At 57.9% G+C, this 21460-nt stretch carries 18 protein-coding genes; 6 read left to right on the top strand and 12 right to left on the bottom strand.

The annotated features are described in order from the left end of the window. Positions 1-51 precede the first annotated feature (51 nt). Together HAT86_RS06335 and HAT86_RS06330 are read right to left on the bottom strand one after the other, a co-directional pair. Entirely contained in the window at positions 52-342 is a 291-nt protein-coding gene (locus HAT86_RS06335) for a molybdopterin-binding protein (protein WP_167194570.1), read from the bottom strand. A gap of 78 nt (positions 343-420) precedes the next feature. Further along, positions 421-1914 carry an FMN-binding glutamate synthase family protein gene (locus HAT86_RS06330; protein WP_167194568.1) on the bottom strand — a complete coding sequence of 498 codons (1494 nt, stop codon included), beginning with the start codon at positions 1912-1914 and terminating at the stop codon, positions 421-423. A gap of 115 nt (positions 1915-2029) precedes the next feature. Between HAT86_RS06330 and HAT86_RS06325 the strand changes: the two genes are divergently transcribed. Both HAT86_RS06325 and HAT86_RS06320 read left to right on the top strand, forming a co-directional pair. Beyond that, entirely contained in the window at positions 2030-2473 is a 444-nt protein-coding gene (locus tag HAT86_RS06325; RefSeq protein WP_167194566.1) for a DUF302 domain-containing protein, read from the top strand. A gap of 194 nt (positions 2474-2667) precedes the next feature. Further along, the gene (locus HAT86_RS06320; protein ID WP_167194563.1) at positions 2668-3150 is read left to right on the top strand and encodes a fasciclin domain-containing protein; all 483 of its coding nucleotides are present in this window, start codon (positions 2668-2670) and stop codon (positions 3148-3150) included. A gap of 104 nt (positions 3151-3254) precedes the next feature. On the opposite strand, the gene HAT86_RS06315 is transcribed toward HAT86_RS06320, so the two are convergent. From HAT86_RS06315 to clpB, 7 genes are all read right to left on the bottom strand, one after another. Continuing rightward, positions 3255-4817, bottom strand: a complete 1563-nt coding sequence (locus HAT86_RS06315; RefSeq protein WP_167194560.1) for a hypothetical protein — start codon at positions 4815-4817, stop codon at positions 3255-3257. Between the two features lie 7 nt (positions 4818-4824). Further along, positions 4825-6405: a hypothetical protein gene (locus tag HAT86_RS16835; protein WP_231125833.1), complete on the bottom strand. Its 1581-nt coding sequence runs from the start codon at positions 6403-6405 to the stop codon at positions 4825-4827. A gap of 148 nt (positions 6406-6553) precedes the next feature. Further along, positions 6554-7990, bottom strand: coding sequence for a hypothetical protein (locus HAT86_RS06300; RefSeq protein ID WP_167194557.1), 1437 nt, complete (start codon positions 7988-7990; stop codon positions 6554-6556). 72 nt (positions 7991-8062) lie between these two features. Beyond that, entirely contained in the window at positions 8063-9013 is a 951-nt protein-coding gene (locus tag HAT86_RS06295; protein WP_167194554.1) for a hypothetical protein, read from the bottom strand. Further along, positions 9010-9612: a hypothetical protein gene (locus HAT86_RS16830; protein ID WP_231125832.1), complete on the bottom strand. Its 603-nt coding sequence runs from the start codon at positions 9610-9612 to the stop codon at positions 9010-9012. The genes HAT86_RS06295 and HAT86_RS16830 overlap by 4 nt, the downstream gene beginning before the upstream one ends. A gap of 12 nt (positions 9613-9624) precedes the next feature. Then, positions 9625-11040 (bottom strand): glycosyltransferase family 2 protein, encoded by a 1416-nt coding sequence (locus HAT86_RS06290; protein WP_231125831.1) that lies wholly within the window; start codon positions 11038-11040, stop codon positions 9625-9627. Positions 11041-11267: 227 nt separating this feature from the next. After that, positions 11268-13886 (bottom strand): ATP-dependent chaperone ClpB, encoded by a 2619-nt coding sequence (gene clpB, locus HAT86_RS06285; protein ID WP_167194551.1) that lies wholly within the window; start codon positions 13884-13886, stop codon positions 11268-11270. Between the two features lie 246 nt (positions 13887-14132). Between clpB and HAT86_RS06280 the strand changes: the two genes are divergently transcribed. From HAT86_RS06280 to cueR, 4 genes are all read left to right on the top strand, one after another. Beyond that, the gene (locus tag HAT86_RS06280; RefSeq protein WP_167194549.1) at positions 14133-14414 is read left to right on the top strand and encodes a hypothetical protein; all 282 of its coding nucleotides are present in this window, start codon (positions 14133-14135) and stop codon (positions 14412-14414) included. A gap of 62 nt (positions 14415-14476) precedes the next feature. Further along, positions 14477-15169, top strand: coding sequence for an orotidine-5'-phosphate decarboxylase (gene pyrF, locus HAT86_RS06275; RefSeq protein WP_167194547.1), 693 nt, complete (start codon positions 14477-14479; stop codon positions 15167-15169). A gap of 67 nt (positions 15170-15236) precedes the next feature. Further along, positions 15237-17702, top strand: coding sequence for a heavy metal translocating P-type ATPase (locus HAT86_RS06270; protein ID WP_167194545.1), 2466 nt, complete (start codon positions 15237-15239; stop codon positions 17700-17702). After that, positions 17699-18085 carry a Cu(I)-responsive transcriptional regulator gene (gene cueR, locus HAT86_RS06265; protein WP_167194543.1) on the top strand — a complete coding sequence of 129 codons (387 nt, stop codon included), beginning with the start codon at positions 17699-17701 and terminating at the stop codon, positions 18083-18085. The genes HAT86_RS06270 and cueR overlap by 4 nt, the downstream gene beginning before the upstream one ends. A gap of 169 nt (positions 18086-18254) precedes the next feature. On the opposite strand, the gene HAT86_RS06260 is transcribed toward cueR, so the two are convergent. Genes HAT86_RS06260 through ectB form a run of 3 tightly spaced genes read right to left on the bottom strand, consistent with a single transcriptional unit; the run spans position 18255 to position 21431 of the window. After that, complete coding sequence (locus HAT86_RS06260; RefSeq protein ID WP_167194541.1) at positions 18255-19694, bottom strand: aspartate kinase; 1440 nt, start codon at positions 19692-19694, stop codon at positions 18255-18257. 46 nt (positions 19695-19740) lie between these two features. Further along, positions 19741-20133: an ectoine synthase gene (locus HAT86_RS06255; RefSeq protein WP_167194539.1), complete on the bottom strand. Its 393-nt coding sequence runs from the start codon at positions 20131-20133 to the stop codon at positions 19741-19743. A gap of 5 nt (positions 20134-20138) precedes the next feature. After that, complete coding sequence (gene ectB / locus HAT86_RS06250) at positions 20139-21431, bottom strand: diaminobutyrate--2-oxoglutarate transaminase (protein ID WP_167194537.1); 1293 nt, start codon at positions 21429-21431, stop codon at positions 20139-20141. Positions 21432-21460 lie beyond the last annotated feature (29 nt).

Genomic DNA, 21460 nt, shown 5'->3' with positions numbered 1-21460 from the left:
ACGGAATTGAAGCCACAACCACAGACCAGATCGCCGCATGACCGAGAACCCTCAAACACCAGATTTGACAATAACTCCTGTCCATGGGTCGATCTTCAGACGCCGGGCATTTTTATACGGATCGTCTTTGCCGGTGCCAAACTCATAGTAGTTGTTATAGCTGGTGATCTCTTCCCATGAATTCGCCTCGCGCCCATCAAGCTCTTGCGCGGCGGCTTGCCCACCGAATCCGGCCAGACCAAGCCCGGCGGCGGCCCCGGTGATCCATTGGCGCCGGTTCAGATAGACGTGTTCTGGCGTCACGTCATGTTCGGTCAGTGTGTTTTTCCAACGATGGGCCATCGGGTCGCTCCTGTGGTTTTCACGGCTTTATATAGAGGCCTGCGCACCACAGTCACCCGGCTGCCGCTACACGCCCGATCACAAAGGCGCGTCTGCGTTGTAACTTGGCCGCATCTTGTTGAACGGGACCGAGCTTCCGTCGGCCTGCACAATGCGCACATGCCGCCGCCGCATCAGGCGCGGTTCGGCCACACCAACGGAATGGGCGATGGTTTCAACTTCGCTGATCACCGACTTGGCATAGTTGGCAACCTTCAGATACTTGTCCTCGACCACCAGACCGCCCTGCAAGCGCGGGTCATGCGTGGTGATCCCTGTCGGGCATGTGTTGCGATTGCATTTCAGCGCCTGAATACAGCCAAGCGAAAACATGAACCCCCGCGCCGACACCACGAAATCGGCGCCGGCGCAAAGCGCCCATGCCACATCCGATGGATTGACCAGCTTGCCACTGGCCACCACGCGAATGCGGTCTTTCAAACCGTACCGATCGCGCAGATCAACCACGCGTGGCAAAGCTTCGCGAATGGGCATGCCGACAAGGTCAATCAGCGGCATCGGCGCGGCCCCGGTCCCGCCCTCGCCGCCATCCACGCAAATGAAATCGGGGGCGCAGTCATCCTCGCGCTGATTGATACGTTCGAAAAACTCAGTCCATGCTTCTGAAGACCCGATCACGGTCTTGAACCCGACCGGCTTGCCGGTGACCTGACGGATATGCACACACATATCCAAAAGGTCGTCAAACCCATCAATCTCGCGGTGGCGATTGGGCGATACGCTGTCCTTGCCCTCGGGAATGCCCCGGATTTCGGCAATCTCGGCGTTGACCTTTTCGCCGGGCAAAATACCGCCCTTGCCGGGTTTGGCACCTTGGGCCAACTTCAACTCGAACATCTTTACATATGGGTTCGCCCCCACCTCGCGCAATTTGTCATCATCGAGATTACCCATGGCATCGCGCACGCCATATTTGGCCGTGCCAATCTGAAAAACGATGTCGCAGCCCCCTGTCTGATGAAAAGGGCAAAGCCCGCCCTCGCCCGTATTCAGCCAGATACCCGCCTTGGCCGCGCCCCGGCTTAACGCCTCGGCCGCAGGGCGGGAAATCGCGCCGTAGCTCATGCCGGAAATATTGAAGATCGACTTGGCCCGATACGGCACCGCGGCTGTCGGCCCGATCACCATTGGCGCAGTGGTAGCAAACTGATCATCCAGCGGCGGGAAACAGGCGTTCACGAAAATCGGGGTGCCCGGAATCGACAGGTTCCGCGTTGACCCAAAGGCCACGGTGTTCCCCTCACCTTTGCCCGCATGATAGACCCAATCGCGCTGTGCGCGGTTGAACGGCATTTCTTCACGGTCCATGGCAAAGAAGTATTGGCGAAAGAATTCTCCCAATTTACTGAACAGGCCACGGAATCGCCCGATCACCGGATAGTTCCTGCGGACCGCGTCGCCCGCCTGCGTCTTGTCCAGAACATAAAAGACCACCACTGCGGCCACAGCGGCCCCCAGCACCAGAACGAACACCAACGCCAAAATCTCAAGGGCGTTCATCGCGTAACTCATTTAACCGTCTCTTTCCGCATTGATTTGGGTCATATCACCCTGCACTCTTGGCTAATACACTGCGCCTTTAGAAAAACCGTCACAACCTGAAACCTGCCAACGGAAGGATGCCAACATGAAACTCTCGACCCTGACGGCTGTTATTGCTTTGACCGCCACCGCCGCAACCGCCCAAGAGATGGTGACCTACACCACCGATCAACCGTTCGAGGACGTGGCGTTTGGCCTTGAAACCGCGATCCTGAACGAGGGTCTGGTGATCGACCATGTCAGCCATGTGGGCGACATGCTGGAACGCACACGGGGCGATGTCGGCTCGGATGTGGTTTTATATGAACAGGCCGACACCTACAGCTTTTGTTCGGCCACCGTGTCCCGCGAAGTGATGGAGGCTGACCCAATGAACATTGCTTTTTGTCCCTATGACATCTTTGTCGCCGAAAGCGCCGACACCCCCGGAGAAGTGACCATCGGCTACCGGACATTCCCCGAAGGCGCGATGCAGAAGGTGCAAGTGCTGCTGGATGATATCGTTCGCGCCGCAATCGAAGCGGAATAAGTCACAAGCGGTTCACACTGCATAACAAGAATTTGAGTGGAAATCGCAAGGGCGCGTGGCTTAGGCCGCGCGCCTTTTTCGTCAAACAGCATCGGCGGAATCCCCCGGTGAACCAAGCCTGCACCTCAGGCGTAATCGTTTTGAATGTCGATTACGGCATTTGCAACGAAGTGAATTCAACAGGAGACATACTCATGTTCCGCAGAACTTATCTTGCCCTGACCGCAGCCGCATTGATGGCAGGCCCGGCCCTCGCCGATGGCCACGGCAAAAAAGACATTGTCGACACCGCAGTGGGCGCAGGCAATTTTGAAACACTGGTCGCAGCCGTTCAGGCGGCCGGCCTTGTCGACACGCTGAAAGGCGAAGGCCCATTCACCGTGTTCGCACCAACAGACGATGCTTTTGCCGCGCTGCCCGATGGCACCGTCGAAGATTTGCTGAAGCCCGAAAACAAAGATCAACTCACGGCGATTCTGACCTACCACGTGGTGCCCGGCAAAGTGATGTCGGGTGATTTGTCGAACAACATGATGGCCGCCACGGTCGAAGGCAGCGAAGTGACGATCATGACCGAAGGCGCGGTAACGGTTGATGGCGCAAACGTCGTGACCGCCGACATTGAAGCGTCGAACGGCGTGATTCACGTCATCGACGGGGTGATCATGCCCAAGTAATCGGGGTTAAAGCAAATCATCGGGGCGGCTCATGCCGCCCCCATTTAAGAATCGTCGACCTGCTTTATCCTAATCGTATAACGCAACCGTAATTGTAAACGCCCTCAAGACACGCCCTTTTTCTTGGCATCTTTGTGTCTTTGCTTCAGTTCACGAATATAGGGTAGCTTGTCCAACTTGGGCGTTGTGTTCGCAATGATCTTGGCAACCAGCTTTTTTCGCCGCCGCGCTAGCGGATGAAACCACGCTGTTTGCAATAGTATCTGCCGGTCATTGTAGGGATTGATGTAGAAATTCCTGGTAAACGCGTAGTATACGTTGTTCGGTCCTGTCGGCATAAAAAGCTCAATATGCGCCAAGTCTGGCAGACGGTCGCGCGCTCCTTCAGGCACCGTTTCCCTCCAAGCGGCATACCCCAGAAGCAATTTTTCCAAACGACTTGGCGCAACTACGTCTTCAAGTTGGTTCTCACGCACGTTCAGAAGCGCTGCCACACCATCCCTATCAGAAACCGGTTTACGGACTGTTTGAGGCGTCCATTTGTTGGCACGGCTCATCTCAGCGGCATTGCCACGCAAAACCAGTTCGCAGGACGGTGTCAAACAAGCTGCCCTCACTGCCAGATCGTCGATGCCATTAAAGCTCAGGCTAGTGCCAATGGCCATGCGTTCACGAATACTGCCTATTTCAGCATCATTCAAAAACTCTGAAAAAATCGGTTTCCGGCGGTCAATAACCTGCAACTCCAACCCCAACTCATCGGCGAGCATCTGCGCACCCTCTCTATCGAATTGCGTAACAGTATAGATGTCATGAACGAAAAAGCTGTCGATCCGGTCCAAGTGTGGTCTGGCCGCAGCCAACAGTATTCGCGAATCCGTACCTGCCGAGATCGGCAAAGCCACAGAATATGAATTGGATAGCCCACCCAGGATCTGCGTCAATCGTTGACTGATCATGTGAGCAGCGCCATTGCGATCAAAAGACTCAGCCTGAAAGGAGAAATCGGCTTTTGGCCAGTGCCGCACTAATTGAAAAGTCTCAAGGTCCAGATAATGGTTAGCCGAAACGCGTTTGCAATCAGCATCGCAAGTTTCACCGAATATGAACTGGCTCTTTCGCTGCATTACGTCTTCTGATCGCACCGCGGGTTCGGGCTTGAGTTCACGGTTTATCGCAAGGTGCACACATGACGCGACAGCTTGATCCCTCGCGGAATACACTGCGCTCAACCCTGCAGTTGGGTCGAAATACATCCGAACCGCTCCATCAAGCGCGATCAATGCGATGAAACGACCGGCCAAGCCCTCAAGATAGCTGGCGACCTCCGCAAGCGTATCACATGAAGGCAGGTGTACCGCGCCCTCAAGCACCATACCGTCCGCGTCAACAGCTACGCCCAAAACCACTCCGCAATACCTGCCATCGCCCAAATAAACCTCGTGCCTTAGCAGGTCGGGACAATGGTGCAAAAACCACTCCCCAATACGTGCCTCTTGCCATTCTGTGCAGGGCTTAGTTTCCGTTCCGGAAAGACGAAAATGAAATCGGAATGTATCTTTAAAGGACCAGCCTTTTACAACGCACGTACGCTCCGCCAAACTTGCTGAGAGGTCCATCTTGGTATCCTTAACCATTGTCACCGCATAAACAAATCCCTCATACATTCAGAGATTATTTTTTGTGTACCACCAGCACCTGATCTCGCCGCCGCTTCAGGAAATTAACAGGTTCGATAATGCATCCTGATATGTCCTCGGACAAAGCGTTGAATTCGGCCTCTAGCAACGGGTCGCAATGACTAAAACGTTTATGTGCCATCCAACTACGAAACAGCGCCGCGGTCTTGGTAAATTGCGGCTTCTCCAGTTCATCGGGCTGGCGCCGTAGATTCTCGATAATGTACAATCCCCCCGATTCCATGCGCGGAAACAGTTCGAGAAAGGCATTTTGTTGGTGCTGGCTGGCGTGGGTGGCATCGTCGATCACGATGGTAGGCGCGGGATGAATTTCATCCGCCGCATCAGAAATTTGATCACGGTCGTCAACATCACATTGATAGGCCGTAAACCTGTCGTTGTTAAGCCAAGACACATCCACCAAATCTAGACCATGCAGATGCGCCTTTGGGAAATACTCCTGCCACATCTTCACTGACGGTGCCGAACCGGAACGTTTTTCCACGTTTTCGTCGCCCTTGGAAGGCGCATCCAGCACGCCGAGTTCGACCATACTGATCTTGCGCTGCCGCAGCGGATGGAACAGCATGTGATAGATTTCCGAATATCGGTGCTTGGCCGACCCTCTGACCGATCCGTGGCGATCCGCAATATCCGTCAGATTCTCTCCGCCTTTGCCAATGGGCCTGCGCGGGGCGGTCTTAACGTTGGCAACCTGTTCGGCAATCTTCCGCTCTTCTTTCTCCTTGCGCGACAGGACCGGCACGGCATCACAATCAATGCTGTGCTTCTTCAAGGCTTGGTCCATCCAGCTGTCCGGCTCGGGCATACCGCCGATATCAGAAAGGAACTCTCGCACACGGCGACCATAAAAATGGACCGAGTATGTGTTTTTGGTAACAAGGTGGTTAACCTTATCAATTCCGTGCGCCCGCATTAGCAATCGCCGATCTCGAAATTTAACCGGATATAGCCCTTCAATGGGAAGGGCGTATTTGTCCTCACCGGTTTTGTGCAGGTAATGGGTCACGGCCTGCGGGCCCCATATGCCCCATTTCATTTCACTTACGTGAACAGGCTGACCCTCATCTTTCAGTTTTTGAAGACGGGTCTTCTCACGCTCCGCGTACCATTCGGGAATGCCGTATTCATCTTCGGTCATCTCCAACAATTGACCCAAAGCGTCGCTGTCTGATGGCAGGCCCAGAACGCCGCCGTTGATATGATTATCCGATTCCCATCCAAAGAAATGACCGGTCTCGGTTTCAAAGGGTTTGACGCAATAGGCATCCAGATCAGCCCAGATCATCCGGTCATTCTGTTGCAGAAGGTGATATCGGAACACGTCAGAGAACAGCGCGAAGCTACCGGTGCGTCCATGCTGAATGAAACGGTCAATTTTCAGAACGTTATCCCCATGCACCAGTTCAACACCCTTGGGAACGTTCTGCACATCTTTATAATGGTAAAGTTTCACATGATGGCCGACGTCCAAAAACGACTGAGCGCAGAGCACCTCGACATAGCTCAGCGGGCCTTCGACCCACAGCATCCCGATTTCATAATCCCGTTGCATCCCACTCACCTCGTGTCACTTTCAATTGTCATTCACGCAGCCCGCCCGGCCGATTATGCTGACATTGACTTTACGCAACCGGCAGCACAAGACGCTCACGCACGCAGTCAGTCCTGACCAGGCACATGTGGCCAAGTGATCACATCTATCATGTGCGCGCGAACAGTAGTTCATAAGACGTATGATTGTCCGGATCTTTCTTGAATGCATTCGTGCGCGGAATATCATTCAAGGCAGGGCAAGTCAGATCAACGATACGCCGATTGATCCGATTGCGGCGACGTATGGGTGCAGGCATAGAGAGTGCCGCAGCGATCATACCCCGATCTGAGAACGGATTGATGTAAAACTGCGGCACGGGCCCCCACAGTGTTCCGCCCATGGTGTTGGGCAGGAGTTGCTCGACAAACGCGAAATCGTATATTTTGAATTTCGCGTTCTCTGGCAATGTGTCCACCCACATCATGTAATCGGGGCCCCAAACGGCCTCGGCCGTGCTGTCAATCTCTGGCGCAACGCGCAGCTTCGAAAGCCCATGCTTAAGGTTAAAACCTGCAGCATCGCCGCGCGGATATTGATTTGCCCGCATCAGCTCCATGACGTTCCAACGTAAAAGGCACTGTCCGGCCGGTGCAAGTTGCACCGCCATCGCAACGCCATTTCCCGGCTCCAATGTTTGATACCCGGTCGCGTATCCAACGTCCCACCGCAACCGTCTGACCGCGTCGGGCTGAAACTGGTCTTGATGCACAGGGTCAGTGACATCAATCACCTGCACATCTTGGCCCAGAACGCTGGCGATCTGTTGACCAATCATGCAGTCAAACCCGCTCATCTTATTAATATGATGGGTAAACAGCACGGTTTGCGTCTGCCCCAGCACACCCGCCGCGCATGCCAACAAATTGCGCGAGTCGTTGCCGCCGGTGACAGGCAGCACACAGTCGAAATTGGTCAACAACGTCGTGGTCACCTGTTTCAGACGTTCGGCAATCCTTTCGCAGATGATGTCCAACTGTGCTTCGTCCGCCTCAAAAACCTCGTCCGCGCGCGGAAAATGCCGCACCGGGGCAAAGGTGCGCAGCGACAGATAATGATTGGGCAGCGCCCGTTTCACATATCGGTCGGCCGTTTGCTGCAGGGCGTAATTATGTTTGCCTTTCAGCGGCCCGCGATGCGGCATCCGGCGGTTGCGCACCAAGGGGCGATGCAAGCACAGCAAAAGCGTCGACGCCACGATCCGGCTTGTGGGATCGAACACACAGGACAAATCGCAAACGGGATCATGATAAATCCGCTCTTCGCGGCCATCGCTTAGGATTGCGGCATAGCGCCCGGCCACGCCTTCGATCATAGACTCGGCCACAGACCAGAACGTGGTATCGTCAGCTGCCACCGGCAAGCGCGCGCCAGACGGAAAGAGACTGCCATCTTGCGCCACGCCAATTCCCAAAAACCATCCGACCCGACGCCCATTGGTCGCGAGTATTTCGGCAACGCGCAATTCGGGACAGTGGTACAGGTGCCACCCCTTGAGACGCCGCGTCACCCATCCCTCAGGGCATAGCCCGCCATCTTCGCTCATGAAGTATTGCGCACGGAAGACCCGTTGAAACGAGCGATCGGTCCTTTTGCAAATCTCAAGCGCCTGCATTTACTAGCCCACCTTTGTCAGTTGCGCAGCATCGAGCAACTTTATATCCGGATTGACGCGAATCTCTTCGATGTCGCGCTCATACATGCGGGTCAGATGCGCCCGCTCTTGCGCGGTCCATGGATCGTAGCTGCCGTACTCCGGGCCACGCGGATACGTTTCTTGCAGGGCGACGCGTTGCTCCAATGCGTAATCGACCCCTTCCCGGTGGATCAATTGCAGCAATTCATGCACCGCGCGGCCACTGGCCGTGGGGCGTTTATTGCGGTCCTTGGGTTCTTTCATCTGATCCACGTCGATCGCGGGGCCACAAAGATTGGCCAGAATCTTACGGTCAATTTTCCGAAAGTCTTCGTATTTCCAAACGACCACACGCGCGCCGGGGAAAAAGGTGACAACGGATTTCAGGATGTTGTGCCAGCTTGGCATGTTCTCCATCACCTGTCGGCGCATCATCCGTTCGTCCACGAACCACTGCCCGGTGACCGAGCGAAGGTATTCCACATAGGCCAACGCAAAGAAATCAGCATAATTGCGCACGCCCAGATGCACCTCGTCCACACCATCGGGAAATTGCTGCGCAAACACCTCGATCAGCTTGCGACGCCAACGATACAAAACACCCCGTTTGACGCAGTGCCCGCAATGCCCGGCCATGTTTTCATCCGACAGGATCAGGCGTTTGGGCCGCATCTCTAGCAGCTTGGACAGAAACGCATGGCTCATCTCTTGCAGTTCTTCGTCGGAAATCTTGGGGTCCCAGTCCATGCCGACGCTGTTGTAGACATTGCACTGAACCGGCACGGTCAGTTTTTTGCGCGTGTCGCGATGATGCACGTAATGCACGCCTGCGCGTTCCAGCATTTTGGAATTGCGCGCCAACATGGATTGCACATGGCTGGTGGCCGTCTTGTGAAAGCCACCGTGCAACACGATGTAAGGTTTGCGCGTCATTCCGCGGCAAGCCCTTCAATCAATCGATCACGATCGACAGGCATCTCGCCGGGGCAGTTGATGGTTTGCAAAACCTTGTGCAGATCGGCCCATTCCTGATGGGACTTCAACGTGGCGATCTTGGTACGGTGCCATTCGCAGGCCTCGGCATGCAGGCGCGCCAGTTCGGGATCGCCAAGCAATTCGTCATACACTTTGCGCGTCCGGGCCACCGTTGGCACAAGCGAGTGATCTTCTTCCATATTCAGGTTCAGATCGGCCCAATAGGAAATGCCCTGATCGCAATCAATATGATTGGTGCGGCCACGGTCACGCTTGACCAGAAAACTATCGACCGAGCGCACCGCATAATGATGCAAGCGCGCATGATCGTGCCGAAAGCCGGGCCAAGCCGACCAGCCTGCTTCGAAATACTTGTCGGGCATCGGTTGTCCGCCGCCATCAGTCCAGACAAACCCATTTGGACGCCCGGCGAATTTCGGGCGGTGAACGCCAAACTTGGCAATCGCATCTGATGGCCGGAACAGGGTTTTCAGACCGGTTGCCTTGTATTTCGCACGAAAATCTTCTTGTGCGCCCCATCTGAATTGCTCGGTCACAAAACGATCTTCTTAAGCCACCTTGTCACCGCAGCCGAAAATCTTCCAGCACAGTGAAATCGCATCCGCCCCGCCGACGGCATCAAAAAGATCGTCCAGCGTGCCATCCCCGGCACGGACATTCAGAAACTCGTCACAGTCCGAACAAATGATCCAGTCCGTCTCGTCATAGATCTTTTCGCGTAGCGCCCGGCGCAAGGCCACGCGCTGCGGGCTGGCCCCTTTTTTGAACTGGTTATCTACATGCTGCGCCACGCCCAATTCCTGCAGGCGCATACCGATCTTGTCGGTGCCGTCATCGCAATGATTGGTGTAAATCAGGAAATCGGTAAAGCCGATAGCGCGATGATAGGCCACCCATTCCAGCATGAAGGGGCCTTCGTTTTTCATCGTGGTGACAATGGTGCGGCGATCATTCTTGCGCGAGCCTTGCGGTCGCACCACGGGGGCTGCAACCGTGGCGTCGGATTCAGTGTTTTTTGTCGGGGCTTCGGGCGCGTCTGCCCCTTCGCCCCATTCCTGCCCGGCGCTTGCGTCTTCGGCCTGCTCTTGCTGGACAAGGCGACGCCGTTTTCGAAACAAGGTTGTGACACGCTCGGCGCGGTCGGATTGTCCTTTGCCTTCGAAATACGCGGCCAAGGCCCCGCGGAACCATGGTAGGTCGCGCCGACCGCGATAAAGTTGGTAAAACTCCTGCTCGGTCAACTCACCAAAAATGGCCTGCTGCATCACCGGTTTCAACGCGTCGATCTTGCGTAGGAAAACCGCCGTTTTGTGGTTGGAATAGCGACAATTGAAAATATGGATGTTGTCCCCGCTGAACCGATCGACATGCGCCTGATCAAGGTCGTGATACGGATCGTAGAAAATATTGACCCGCGCAAACCCTTTGGTCAGCGCCGCCGCATCGGACAGGGGCAGCGTCCAATCCTGCCGACGCCCGTTTTCATAGCGCGATTCCCACGGAACCAACCCCTCGTCCAGCGTGCTTTGCGGATTGATCGCCACGGCATGCGCCCCCGGCACCAGCGATCCGAACGCAATCGAGGCAAAGCCCCCCATCGACACCCCGGCAAACACCACCCGATCATAGCCATCGAAAAAGCCGTCATCGGACAGTTTCTGCATGCGTTCAATCAGCACCGGATCACGATACCAATCGCTGACATGCGCCATGATTCCCAGATGGCTGATATTGGTATCTTGGGCAAATTTGAACGCCCAAGGCTCGCGCTCAACCGACGTGTCGCCGACATTGGACAAGTTGTCGAAGGTCACAAGCAAGCGGCGCACCGGCCGCTTGATGAACATCAGGCTGTGGCGCAGATGTTTTTCCATGAACCCTTCGCCTGCGCCACCGGGGCGCAGCTCATCCAGCCATCGGGGCAGGGTTTGTTCTTGTTGTTTTGCCGAAGACTGCTTTGCCATAACCCGACCACTTATTGTTCTTTGCTGCATGCGCCGGTGTTGCGGCGCGGCGTGTCTGTGAACGCCACCAATAAAAACTATACATGCCGGGCATGAAACGACGCAACCGCCTGCAATCAATTGCAACTATTGCGCGACAAACCTGTCACCTCTGTGCACGGCAGAAAAAAGCCCCGCGAAAACCGGAGCTTTCACGGGGCTTTGGTTTTGCAACCGATTTTCAGGGCTTAATGCACGACTGCATCTTGCGGCGGCTGCCTGTCAGATGTGCCGACCCGATCACCGATCAACAGGCCCTCGGGGCCGGCTGTAACTGGCACCGTATCGCCATCCTTGATCTCACCGCCCAGCAATCCCTCGGCCAGAGGATCTTGCAAGGCCTTCTGGATCACCCGCTTGAGCGGGCGGGCCCCATAGACCGGGTCATAGCCTTGATCGGCCAGCCATGTGCGTGCGTCTTGATCCAGTTCCAGCGCGATCTTGCGGCTGGCCAGCCGCTTGAGCAGACGGGCCATCTGAATATCGACAATCCCATCCATCTGATCGCGTGTCAGACGATCGAAAACCACGATCTCGTCCAGACGGTTCAGGAACTCGGGGCGGAAATGCGCCCGCACTGCATCCATCACATCGCGCTTGGCGTCACCGGCATCGGCCCCTTCGGGCATCTGGCTCAGTGCCTGAGACCCAAGGTTCGACGTCAGGATGATCAGCGTCTGCTTGAAGTCGACGGTGCGGCCCTGACCATCGGTCAGCACGCCATCGTCCAGCACCTGCAAGAGCACGTTGAACACTTCTGGGTGGGCTTTTTCGACCTCGTCAAACAACACCACCTGATAGGGGCGGCGACGCACGGCTTCAGTCAGAACACCGCCTTCGTCATACCCCACATAGCCCGGAGGTGCGCCGATCAGACGCGAGACTGAATGCTTTTCCATGAATTCCGACATGTCGATGCGCACCATCGCACTGTCATCGTCGAACAGGAACTCGGCCACCGCTTTGGTCAGTTCGGTTTTACCGACACCGGTCGGCCCAAGGAACAGGAACGACCCAAGCGGGCGATTCTCGTCATTCAGGCCCGCGCGCGCCCGGCGCACGGCATTGGCCACGGCCTTGACGGCCTGATCCTGCCCAATCACGCGGCGATGCAGGTTGTCCTCCATGCCAAGCAGCTTTTCACGCTCGCCTACCAGCATCTTCGCTGTCGGAATACCCGTCCAGCGTTCAACCACCTGCGCGATTTGCTCGGGGCGCACGGCCTCTTCGACCATCACACCGTCTTGTTCGACCTGCTCGGCCTCGGACAACTGCTTTTCAAGCTGCGGGATCACGCCATAAGACAGCTCACCGGCCTTGGCCAGATCACCCTCGCGCTTGGCGTGGTCCAACTCAATCCGCGCTTTATCAAGCTGCTCTTTCAGATCGCGGGCGCTGGCCAGCTTGTCCCGCTCGGCCTGCCATTGCGCGGTCATCTCGCTGGATTTCTCCTGCAACTCGGCCAGTTCTTTTTCCAGCTTTTCCAAACGGTCCTTGCTGGCGGCGTCGTCCTCTTTGCGCAGGGCTTCGGCCTCGATCTGCTTTTGCAGAATGTCGCGGTCCAGCGCGTCCAATTCCTCGGGCTTGCTGTCCACTTCCATGCGCAAACGGCTGGCCGCCTCGTCCATCAGGTCGATGGCCTTGTCGGGCAGGAACCGGTCGGTGATATAGCGATGGCTTAGCGTGGCCGCTGTCACCAAGGCACTGTCGGAAATCCGCACACCGTGGTGCAATTCGTATTTTTCCTTGATCCCCCGCAAGATCGAGATGGTATCTTCAATCGTCGGTTCTTCGACAACCAGCGGCTGGAAACGCCGCGCAAGGGCCGCGTCTTTTTCGACATGCTTGCGGTATTCGTCCAGCGTGGTCGCGCCGATGCAGTGCAATTCGCCCCGCGCCAGCGCGGGCTTGATCAGGTTGGCGGCATCCATGGCCCCATCAGCCTTGCCCGCACCCACAAGCGTATGCATCTCGTCGATGAACAGGATGATCTCACCGGCCGCCGATGTCACTTCGTTCAGAACCGCCTTCAGGCGCTCCTCAAACTCGCCACGATACTTCGCGCCAGCGATCAGCGCCCCCATGTCCAGCGCCAGAAGCCGCTTGTTCTGAAGGCTTTCGGGAACATCGCCATTCACGATCCGCAGGGCCAGACCTTCGGCAATCGCGGTTTTACCCACGCCCGGTTCACCGATCAGAACGGGGTTGTTCTTGGTTCGGCGGCTTAGCACTTGCATGGCGCGGCGAATTTCATCATCGCGTCCGATGATTGGGTCAATCTTGCCCTCTTCGGCAGACTTTGTCAGATCATGGGCGTATTTTTCCAACGCTTCATAGGTATCTTCGGCACTGGCGGTATCCGCCGTGCGGCCCTTGCGCAGATCGTTGATGGCCTCGTTCAGTTTTTGCGCAGTGATTGCGCCAACGTCCAACGCGTCCTTGGCGGGGGATTTGACAATCGCAAGCGCGGTCAAAATCCGTTCGACCGGAACGAAGCTGTCACCGGCTTTGTCCGCCAGCTTTTCAGCCTCGGACAGAACCTTGCCTGTCTGCTGATCCATATAGGTCTGCCCGGCATCGCCGGTGACCTGCGGAATTTTTCCAATGGCCAGATCAACCGCCTGCTGCACGCGCGCCGGATCACCGCCCGCGCGCTTTATCAGGTTGCTGGCAAGCCCCTCGGCGTCATCCATCAAGGCTTTCAAAATATGTTCGGGCGCCAATTTCTGGTGGCTTTCCCGCATCGCAATGGTCTGCGCCGCCTGAATGAACCCGCGCGACCGCTCCGTGAACTTGTTCAAGTCCATGGCTTTCTCCTTTTTCACAAGCGTTACCCCGGTTTGCGCACCCTGATTAGGCATACGGCTGTCGGGAACCTCGCTACCTTAAATGGGCAATGCCACCACAGGGTTCAAGACCACACATGCGAAACCCACAAGCAATGCGCCATTTGATCCACCTTTGCTTACCGGGGAATTTTTGCCGCCGTTCCCTCCTGCTCCGCGGCGCAAAGACTGCTAAACGCTATACGCGGTAAATAGTGGTGTTCCGTCATGTATATAACGCGTGTTGAATTCGATACATTGTCCCATGACGAGTCACAGGGCATCTCTTGTGGGGCGGTGAAATTGACAACGCAGGACGGCACCATCGTTTTGCACTGCAGCGCACAGCATCAGGCAGACGCATTACATCGGGATATCCTGCACCTTCTGCTGGACAACGCCATGACCCAACTGAAACGCATGCCCGAATATCGCACAGGGCAGCGCCAGATCGCGTTGGCCGCAGATGCATGGCATGATCAGGCGGGGCCAACGTCGAACACCGCTTGACGCAGCGCCGCGCCCCCGCGACAAGGCCAGCAGTTTGTCAAAACAGCCAAAGGCCCTGCCCCATGTCCGATGACCGCCTGATCGTTGCCCTTGATCTGCCCGATGCCCTTAGCGCATTGAAACTCGCCGAAAAACTCGGCGATGACGTGTCGTTTTACAAAATCGGGCTTGGAATGCTGACCGGCGGCGGGCTTGCCGTGGCCAATGAACTTAAGCAGGAACATGGCAAACGTATCTTTCTGGACATGAAACTGTTCGATATCGGTGCCACGATCGAGAACGCCGTGCGCGGTTTGGCGCAGTTTGATCTGGATTTCCTGACCGTCCACGGTGATCCGCATGTGGTGCACGCCGCCAAACAAGGCGCGGCGGGCAGCCAGACCAAGATTCTGGCCGTCACCATCCTGACCTCGCTGGATCGCGCTGATCTGGATGCCAGCCTGATCCGTCCCGGCGACATTCCCGATCTGGTGGCCGAGCGCGCCTCTCGCGCGTTCGAGGCCGGGGCCGATGGCGTCATCGCCTCACCGCAAGAGGCGGCGATGATCCGCGCCCTGCCCGAGGCGGCGGACCGTCTGATTGTCACCCCCGGCGTGCGGCCCACCGGCGCGGCGCTTGGCGATCAGAAACGCGTCGCGACCCCGGCGCAGGCCATTCACGACGGGGCCGATCACATCGTCGTGGGCCGCCCGATCTGGTCCGCGCCCGATCCGCGCGCCGCAGCCCGAGCCATTCTGGACGAATTAAACGGCTAAACCGGCCGTCACCCCTTGACCTTCCCGTGACTGGAACCCTTATCTGACCTTCAGAAAGGGGACCACCATGGCACAACACTCCCTCAAGATCGAAGTGCAGGGCCTGTCCTGCGCCGGCTGCGCAGGCCGGGCCGAACGCGCGTTGCAATCCGTGCCCGGCGTAAGCGATGTTTCAGTAAATTTCGCCAACGGCACCGCCCGGATGTTCACCGACGGCGCCGATCTGGCGCAGATCACCAATGCGCTTGAGGCCGCCAACTATCCGGCGCGCGAGGAGACCGTGACCCTCACCATCACCGGGATGACCTGCGCGTCTTGCGTGGGCCGGGTCGAACGGGCGCTTTCCGCGCAATCCGGCGTGCTTGACGCCGCCGTCAACCTGACGACAGAAACCGCAACCGTCCGCTACCTGCCCGGCGCGACCGATGCCGCGCAGCTGGCCCGCGCCGCGACCGAGGCGGGCTATCCCGCCCGCCCGTCTGAGAACACGGATCACGATGATCAATTCGCCCGCCGTCAGGCCGAAATCGACCATGCGCGCCGCATGACATTGATCGCCATGGCACTGGCCCTGCCGGTGTTTGTTCTTGAAATGGGTAGCCACACGATCCCCGGCTTTGCCGATCTGATCCAAAACAGCATCGGGAAACCCACATCTTGGGCGCTTCAGTTCGCGCTGACCACGCTTGCCCTGATCTGGCCGGGCCGCGGATTCTTTACCAAGGGCGTTCCCGCCCTGCTGCGCGGCGCACCCGATATGAACAGCCTTGTCGCGCTTGGCACCAGTGCCGCGTGGGGCTTTTCCACCATTGCGCTTTTCGCGCCCGCCCTTCTCCCGCAAGGCACCCGGGTTGTCTACTTTGAGGCTGCAGCGGTCATCATCGCGCTGATCCTTCTGGGCCGCTGGCTTGAGGTGCGCGCCAAGGGCCGCACCGGGGCGGCGATCCAGAAACTGATCGGCCTTCAAGCCCACACCGCCCGCGTCGAACGCAAGGGCGAGATCAGCGAAATTCCCATCGAAGAGGTTGGCGTAGGTGATATCGTACATGTCCGCCCCGGCGAAAAAATCGCTGTCGACGGCACCGTGACCAATGGCACCTCGTATATCGACGAAAGCATGATTTCGGGTGAACCTCTGCCGGTCGAGAAAATCACCGATGACACGGTGATCGGCGGCACGATCAACGGCGAAGGCGCGCTGACTTTCCGCGCCACCAAGGTGGGCCGCGACACCATGTTGGCCCAAATCATCGCCATGGTCGAAGACGCGCAGGGCGCGAAACTGCCGATTCAGTCGCTGGCCGATCGCGTGGTGCGTATCTTTGTGCCCGTCGTTCTGGCGGTGGCCGTTCTGACCGTGGCAACGTGGCTGGCCTTTGGCCCCGATCCGGCCCTGACCTTTGCGCTGGTGGCCGGGGTTTCGGTCCTGATCATCGCCTGCCCCTGCGCCATGGGTCTGGCCACGCCAACCTCGATCATGGTCGGCACGGGGCGCGCAGCCGAACAGGGCGTTCTGTTCCGCAAGGGCGATGCGCTGCAACACTTGGACGAGGTGCGCGTGATTGCCTTCGACAAAACCGGAACCCTGACCGAAGGCCGCCCAAGCCTGACGAGCCTGACACCTGCCAACGGCCATGACGAGGACACAACACTACGGCTTGTGGCAGCGGTCGAAGGACAGTCCGAACATCCCATCGCCCGTGCCATTGAAACGGCGGCCAAGGATCGCGGCCTGACCCTACCCAAGCCCGAAACCTTCAAGGCGATCAGCGGCTTTGGCCTGACGGCCCGCGTCGACGGCCATGACCTGATCGTCGGGGCCGAACGTTTGATGCAGCGCGAAGGCATCGACACCACGCCGCTGGCTGACACGCTGGACCAGATCGGTGGGCGGGGTGAAACGCCGGTCTTTGCCGCCATTGACGGACAACTGGCCGCGCTTCTGGCCGTGGCCGATCCGGTGAAATCCAGCAGCCGCTCGGTGATCGACGCGCTGCATGACCGCGGTCTGAAAACCGCGATGATCACCGGCGATACGCAGGCCACTGCCGATGCCATCGCCAAAGATATGGGCATTGACCACGTCACCGCCGGGGTGCAACCCGGTGGCAAGGTTGACGCCATCAAAGCCCTGCGGGACCAATTCGGCACCGTTGGATTTGTCGGCGACGGCATCAATGACGCACCCGCCTTGGCCGAGGCCGATATCGGGCTGGCCGTGGGCAGCGGCACCGATGTTGCCATCGACTCGGCCGATGTGGTGTTGATCTCGGGCGATCTGTCCGGTGTTGTGAACGCGCTGCACCTGTCACGCGCCACGCTGCGCAACATCCGGCAAAACCTGTTCTGGGCCTTCGCCTACAACACCGCGCTTATCCCGGTGGCCGCTGGCGTACTTTATCCGGCCACCGGCATGATGTTATCCCCGATGCTGGCGGCCGGGGCCATGGCGCTCAGCTCGGTCTTTGTGCTGTCCAACGCGTTGCGTTTGCGCAGGATTCGCCCGGCCATGGCAAAAGGGGCGGCATCATGAATATCTCGGATGTCGCCAAACGCACCGGCCTGCCCGCGAAAACCATCCGCTACTACGAAGAGATCAATTTGATCCGTCCGGCGCGCGATACGAATGGCTATCGCGTCTTTAAAGACACCGACGTGCACAAACTGGCTTTTCTGGGCCGTGCCCGTGCGCTTGGGTTTGCCATCGAAGATTGTCGCACTCTTTTGGCACTGTATGAGGATGAAACCCGTGCCAGCGCCGATGTGAAACGCGTGGCCCAAGATCACCTGACCCAGATCGAAGACAAACTGGCCCAGCTTGAATCCATGCGCGACACGCTCACCCATCTTGTGCAGGAATGCGCGGGCGATGCCCGGCCCGATTGCCCGATCTTGAAAGATCTCGCAAAAGACTGAACGAGGCCGGCATGCCAAAGCCGGACAAGTGGCCCGCAACGAATCGCGCCTGATCCTTCATGGTTTGTGCAGACGCAGGAAGTTCTGCCACGCACAAAAAAACCCGCCGGGCCAAGGGATGGCCGGGCGGGTTAAATCGCTGATTGTGATTAGTTTAATCAGTCGCGGGTCATGCAGCCTTCTTGCCGGGCTTTAGATCCGCGACTTGGGCGGATGGAATCAGCGCGCCGTGCAAGGCGCTGATCGACGCCGCCAGCGATTCGCGTGGCACAATGAACTGCACATCGACCGAGCGAGTGGTCTGCTGCGCGGCCTTCACTTTGACATCGGCTGCCGCCAACGCTTTCAGGCCCTCACCCAGAACGCTGACGCCGGTCAGGTCGCGCCCGATCACCGCTGCAATCGCCAGCGGTTGCAGGGTCAGTTCGGCACTTGGATAGGCTTTGTTCAAATCCGCCTCGACCTTGCGCAAGTCGCGCAGCGGGGCGTCCACGTAATGGGTGATCGTATTGGCGTTCGAGGTTTTCGACACGATTCGAATACCATGCCGCGTCAGCACGTCCAATATCTTGGCATCATAGCCTTTGACGCCGACCATGTCCTGCTCGAACACTTCCAGCGCATGCACGTTCAGGCCGGTCACGATCTCGGCACCCGGCGTCTCAGCGGGCTGATCGTCGATCAGCGTGCCGGGGTCGTGCGGCTCGAACGCGTTGGTCACGCGCAGCGGCACATCGGCCTGCCGCAGGGTCTTGGCCGCCTTGGGGTGGATCGCTTCCATCCCCATGTTCGACAACTGGTCGGCCACATCGTAGTTCGTGTGGCCCAGCTTGCGCACGTCACCGTCCACAAGGTTCGGGTCCGCCGACGACAGGTGAAATTCCTTGTGAATGATCGCCTCTCGCGCGCCGGTCAGCGCCGCGATCCGGCTGAACGTCACCTCGGAATAGCCGCGATCGTATTCGGCCATCAATCCTTCGGCGCATTGCGCATAGCCGGTGACGATCGGCAATTCCGTCGCAACGTCAACATCGCCCAGCGCATCATTGATGCGCTCATCCAGCGTCATCTCGCGCTCATCGCGCCAGCCGGACAAATCCACAAACCGGGCGTTGATGCCCTCGCGACGCAAGGCCAGCGTGGTGACATAGGCCGAGTGCGACTCACCCAGCCCCGACAGCATTTCACGGGTCAGCATCATGTGTTGGCTTAGCCGGAAGTGGCCGTAGGAACACAGGCGCTGCAGGTCGATCAGGCAATTGCGCACCCCTTCGACCCGTTCACGCACGAAATCATCCGCATCGCTTAGATCGGCGGGGTTGTGCAACACGGCCTTATGCGCATCGCGCATGCCTTGGGCCACCGTCGACAGCGCGTCCAGCCAGCCGTGATCGTCCTCGTCATTGGCAAACCGGGCATAGACGCCGGGCTCATCACTTTTCTTGTGCTCCAGCAGCAGGTTGGTGATGCCACCAAAGGCGGACACAACGAACACGCGATTATAAATCTTGTCCTCGTTATCGCGCTTGAACAGGTTCTCTACCAGTTCATCCAAACGCGACATCGACGTGCCACCGATCTTTTCGACAGTATGATTTTCAAAAGTCATTCATGTTCATTCCGGGGTTTTGTCACCCCGGAATGCCTCTATGGGGTTAAGAAACCTCTTCTGGCGCGGCATAAGAGCCGTCCTCGCGGTGCACTTCCCGGCCCGTCACAGGCGGGTTGAACACGCAAGCCATCACCAGCTCTTCTTCGGCGCGCAGCGTGTGGCGGTCATGCTCGTTCAGGGCATACATGGTGCCCGGCTTGATCTGGTGGGTTTCCCCGGTTTTCAGATCGGTGATGGAGCCTTTGCCCTGAATGCAGTACACGCTTTCAAAGTGGTTTTTGTATTCAAACGTATGTTCGCTGTTTGCTTCCAGAAACGTGATGTGGAACGAAAAGCCCATCCCGTCATCCGCCAACAGCATCCGAACGGATGTCCAGTTGGCGTCTGAAACAGAATTACCCTGTTTCACCACATTGTCGAACTCTCTGACGATCATTGCTGTTACTCCGCTGCAATCTTCGTGTTTTGCGTCGCGTTTCGGACCGCATCCAGCAGGATATTCAGGCCCTTGCGCAACGTCTCTTCGGGGATGGTCAGCGGTGCCAGCACCTTGACCACCTCGTCATGGGCGCCTGACGTCTCGATGATCAGGCCCTTCTCAAAGGCGCGCGCACAGATATCGCCCGCCAACGCGCCTGACCCTACATCGACACCCTGCATCATGCCACGCCCTTTCAGGCGGGCCTCGGGCAAGACATCGGCAACCGCCTGCAAACCAGCGGTCAGGATGGCCGACTTGTGCTGCACTTCGGTCTGGAAGGTATCATCGCTCCAGAACTTCTCCAGCGCGACGCGGCCTGTCACAAATGCATGGGTGTTACCGCGGAACGTGCCGTTATGTTCGGCAGGCTTCCAGATGTCGTGCTCGGGCTTGATCAACAGCGCCGCGAACGGCAGGCCGAAGCCCGACAGCGATTTTGCCTGCGTGATCATGTCCGGCTCGATACCCGCATCTTCAAAGGCGAAATAGGTGCCCGTGCGGCCACAGCCCGATTGGATATCATCGACGATCAGCAACGCGCCCAGCTTTTTCGCCAGACGGGCCACGCCCTGCATCCATTCGGTCGAGGCAGCGTTCAGGCCGCCCTCGCCCTGCACCGGTTCAAAGATGAACGCGGCGGGGGCATCGACACCCGACGACGGGTTGTCAAACATCAATTCCATCTGGTGCAGCGTATCGACATCAGCCCCAAACGCACCGTCAAACGGCATATGCGTGGCACCGCAGAGCGATCCGCAGCCCGCACCGGCGCGCTTGCCGGCGTTACCGGTCAGCGACAGTGCACCCATGGTCATGCCATGGAAGCCGTTGGTGAACGACACAACATTGCGGCGGCCAGTGACCTTGCGGGCCAGCTTCATCGCGGCCTCAACGGCGTTGGTGCCGGTCGGGCCGGTCATCATCACCTTGTGATCCATGCCCCGCGGCTTGAGGATCTTCTCCTCATACGCCTCAAGGAACCTGGCCTTTTCGGTGGTGTACATATCCAGACCGTGGGCAATACCATCGCCCGCGATGTGATCGACCAGTGCCTCTTTCATGTCCGGGTCATTATGCCCGTAGTTAAGCGAGGAGCACCCGGCCAGAAAGTCGATATAGGTCCGGCCTTCGGCGTCGGTCATTTCGGCGCCCTTGGCTTTGGTGAACACCGTGTCGAAGCTGCGGCAATAGCTGCGTGCCTCTGATTCACGGCGAGTGAAAATGCTTGTAGCGGCTGACGTGTCAGTCGACATGATAAATCCTTTGGTTCAGTGAGAGTGAA

The sequence above is a fragment of the Roseovarius gahaiensis genome, assembly GCF_011601345.1.
Lineage (GTDB): Bacteria > Pseudomonadota > Alphaproteobacteria > Rhodobacterales > Rhodobacteraceae > Roseovarius > Roseovarius gahaiensis.
Note: the sequence above shows the minus strand (reverse complement) of the source record. Positions and strands in the feature narration are given on the sequence as shown.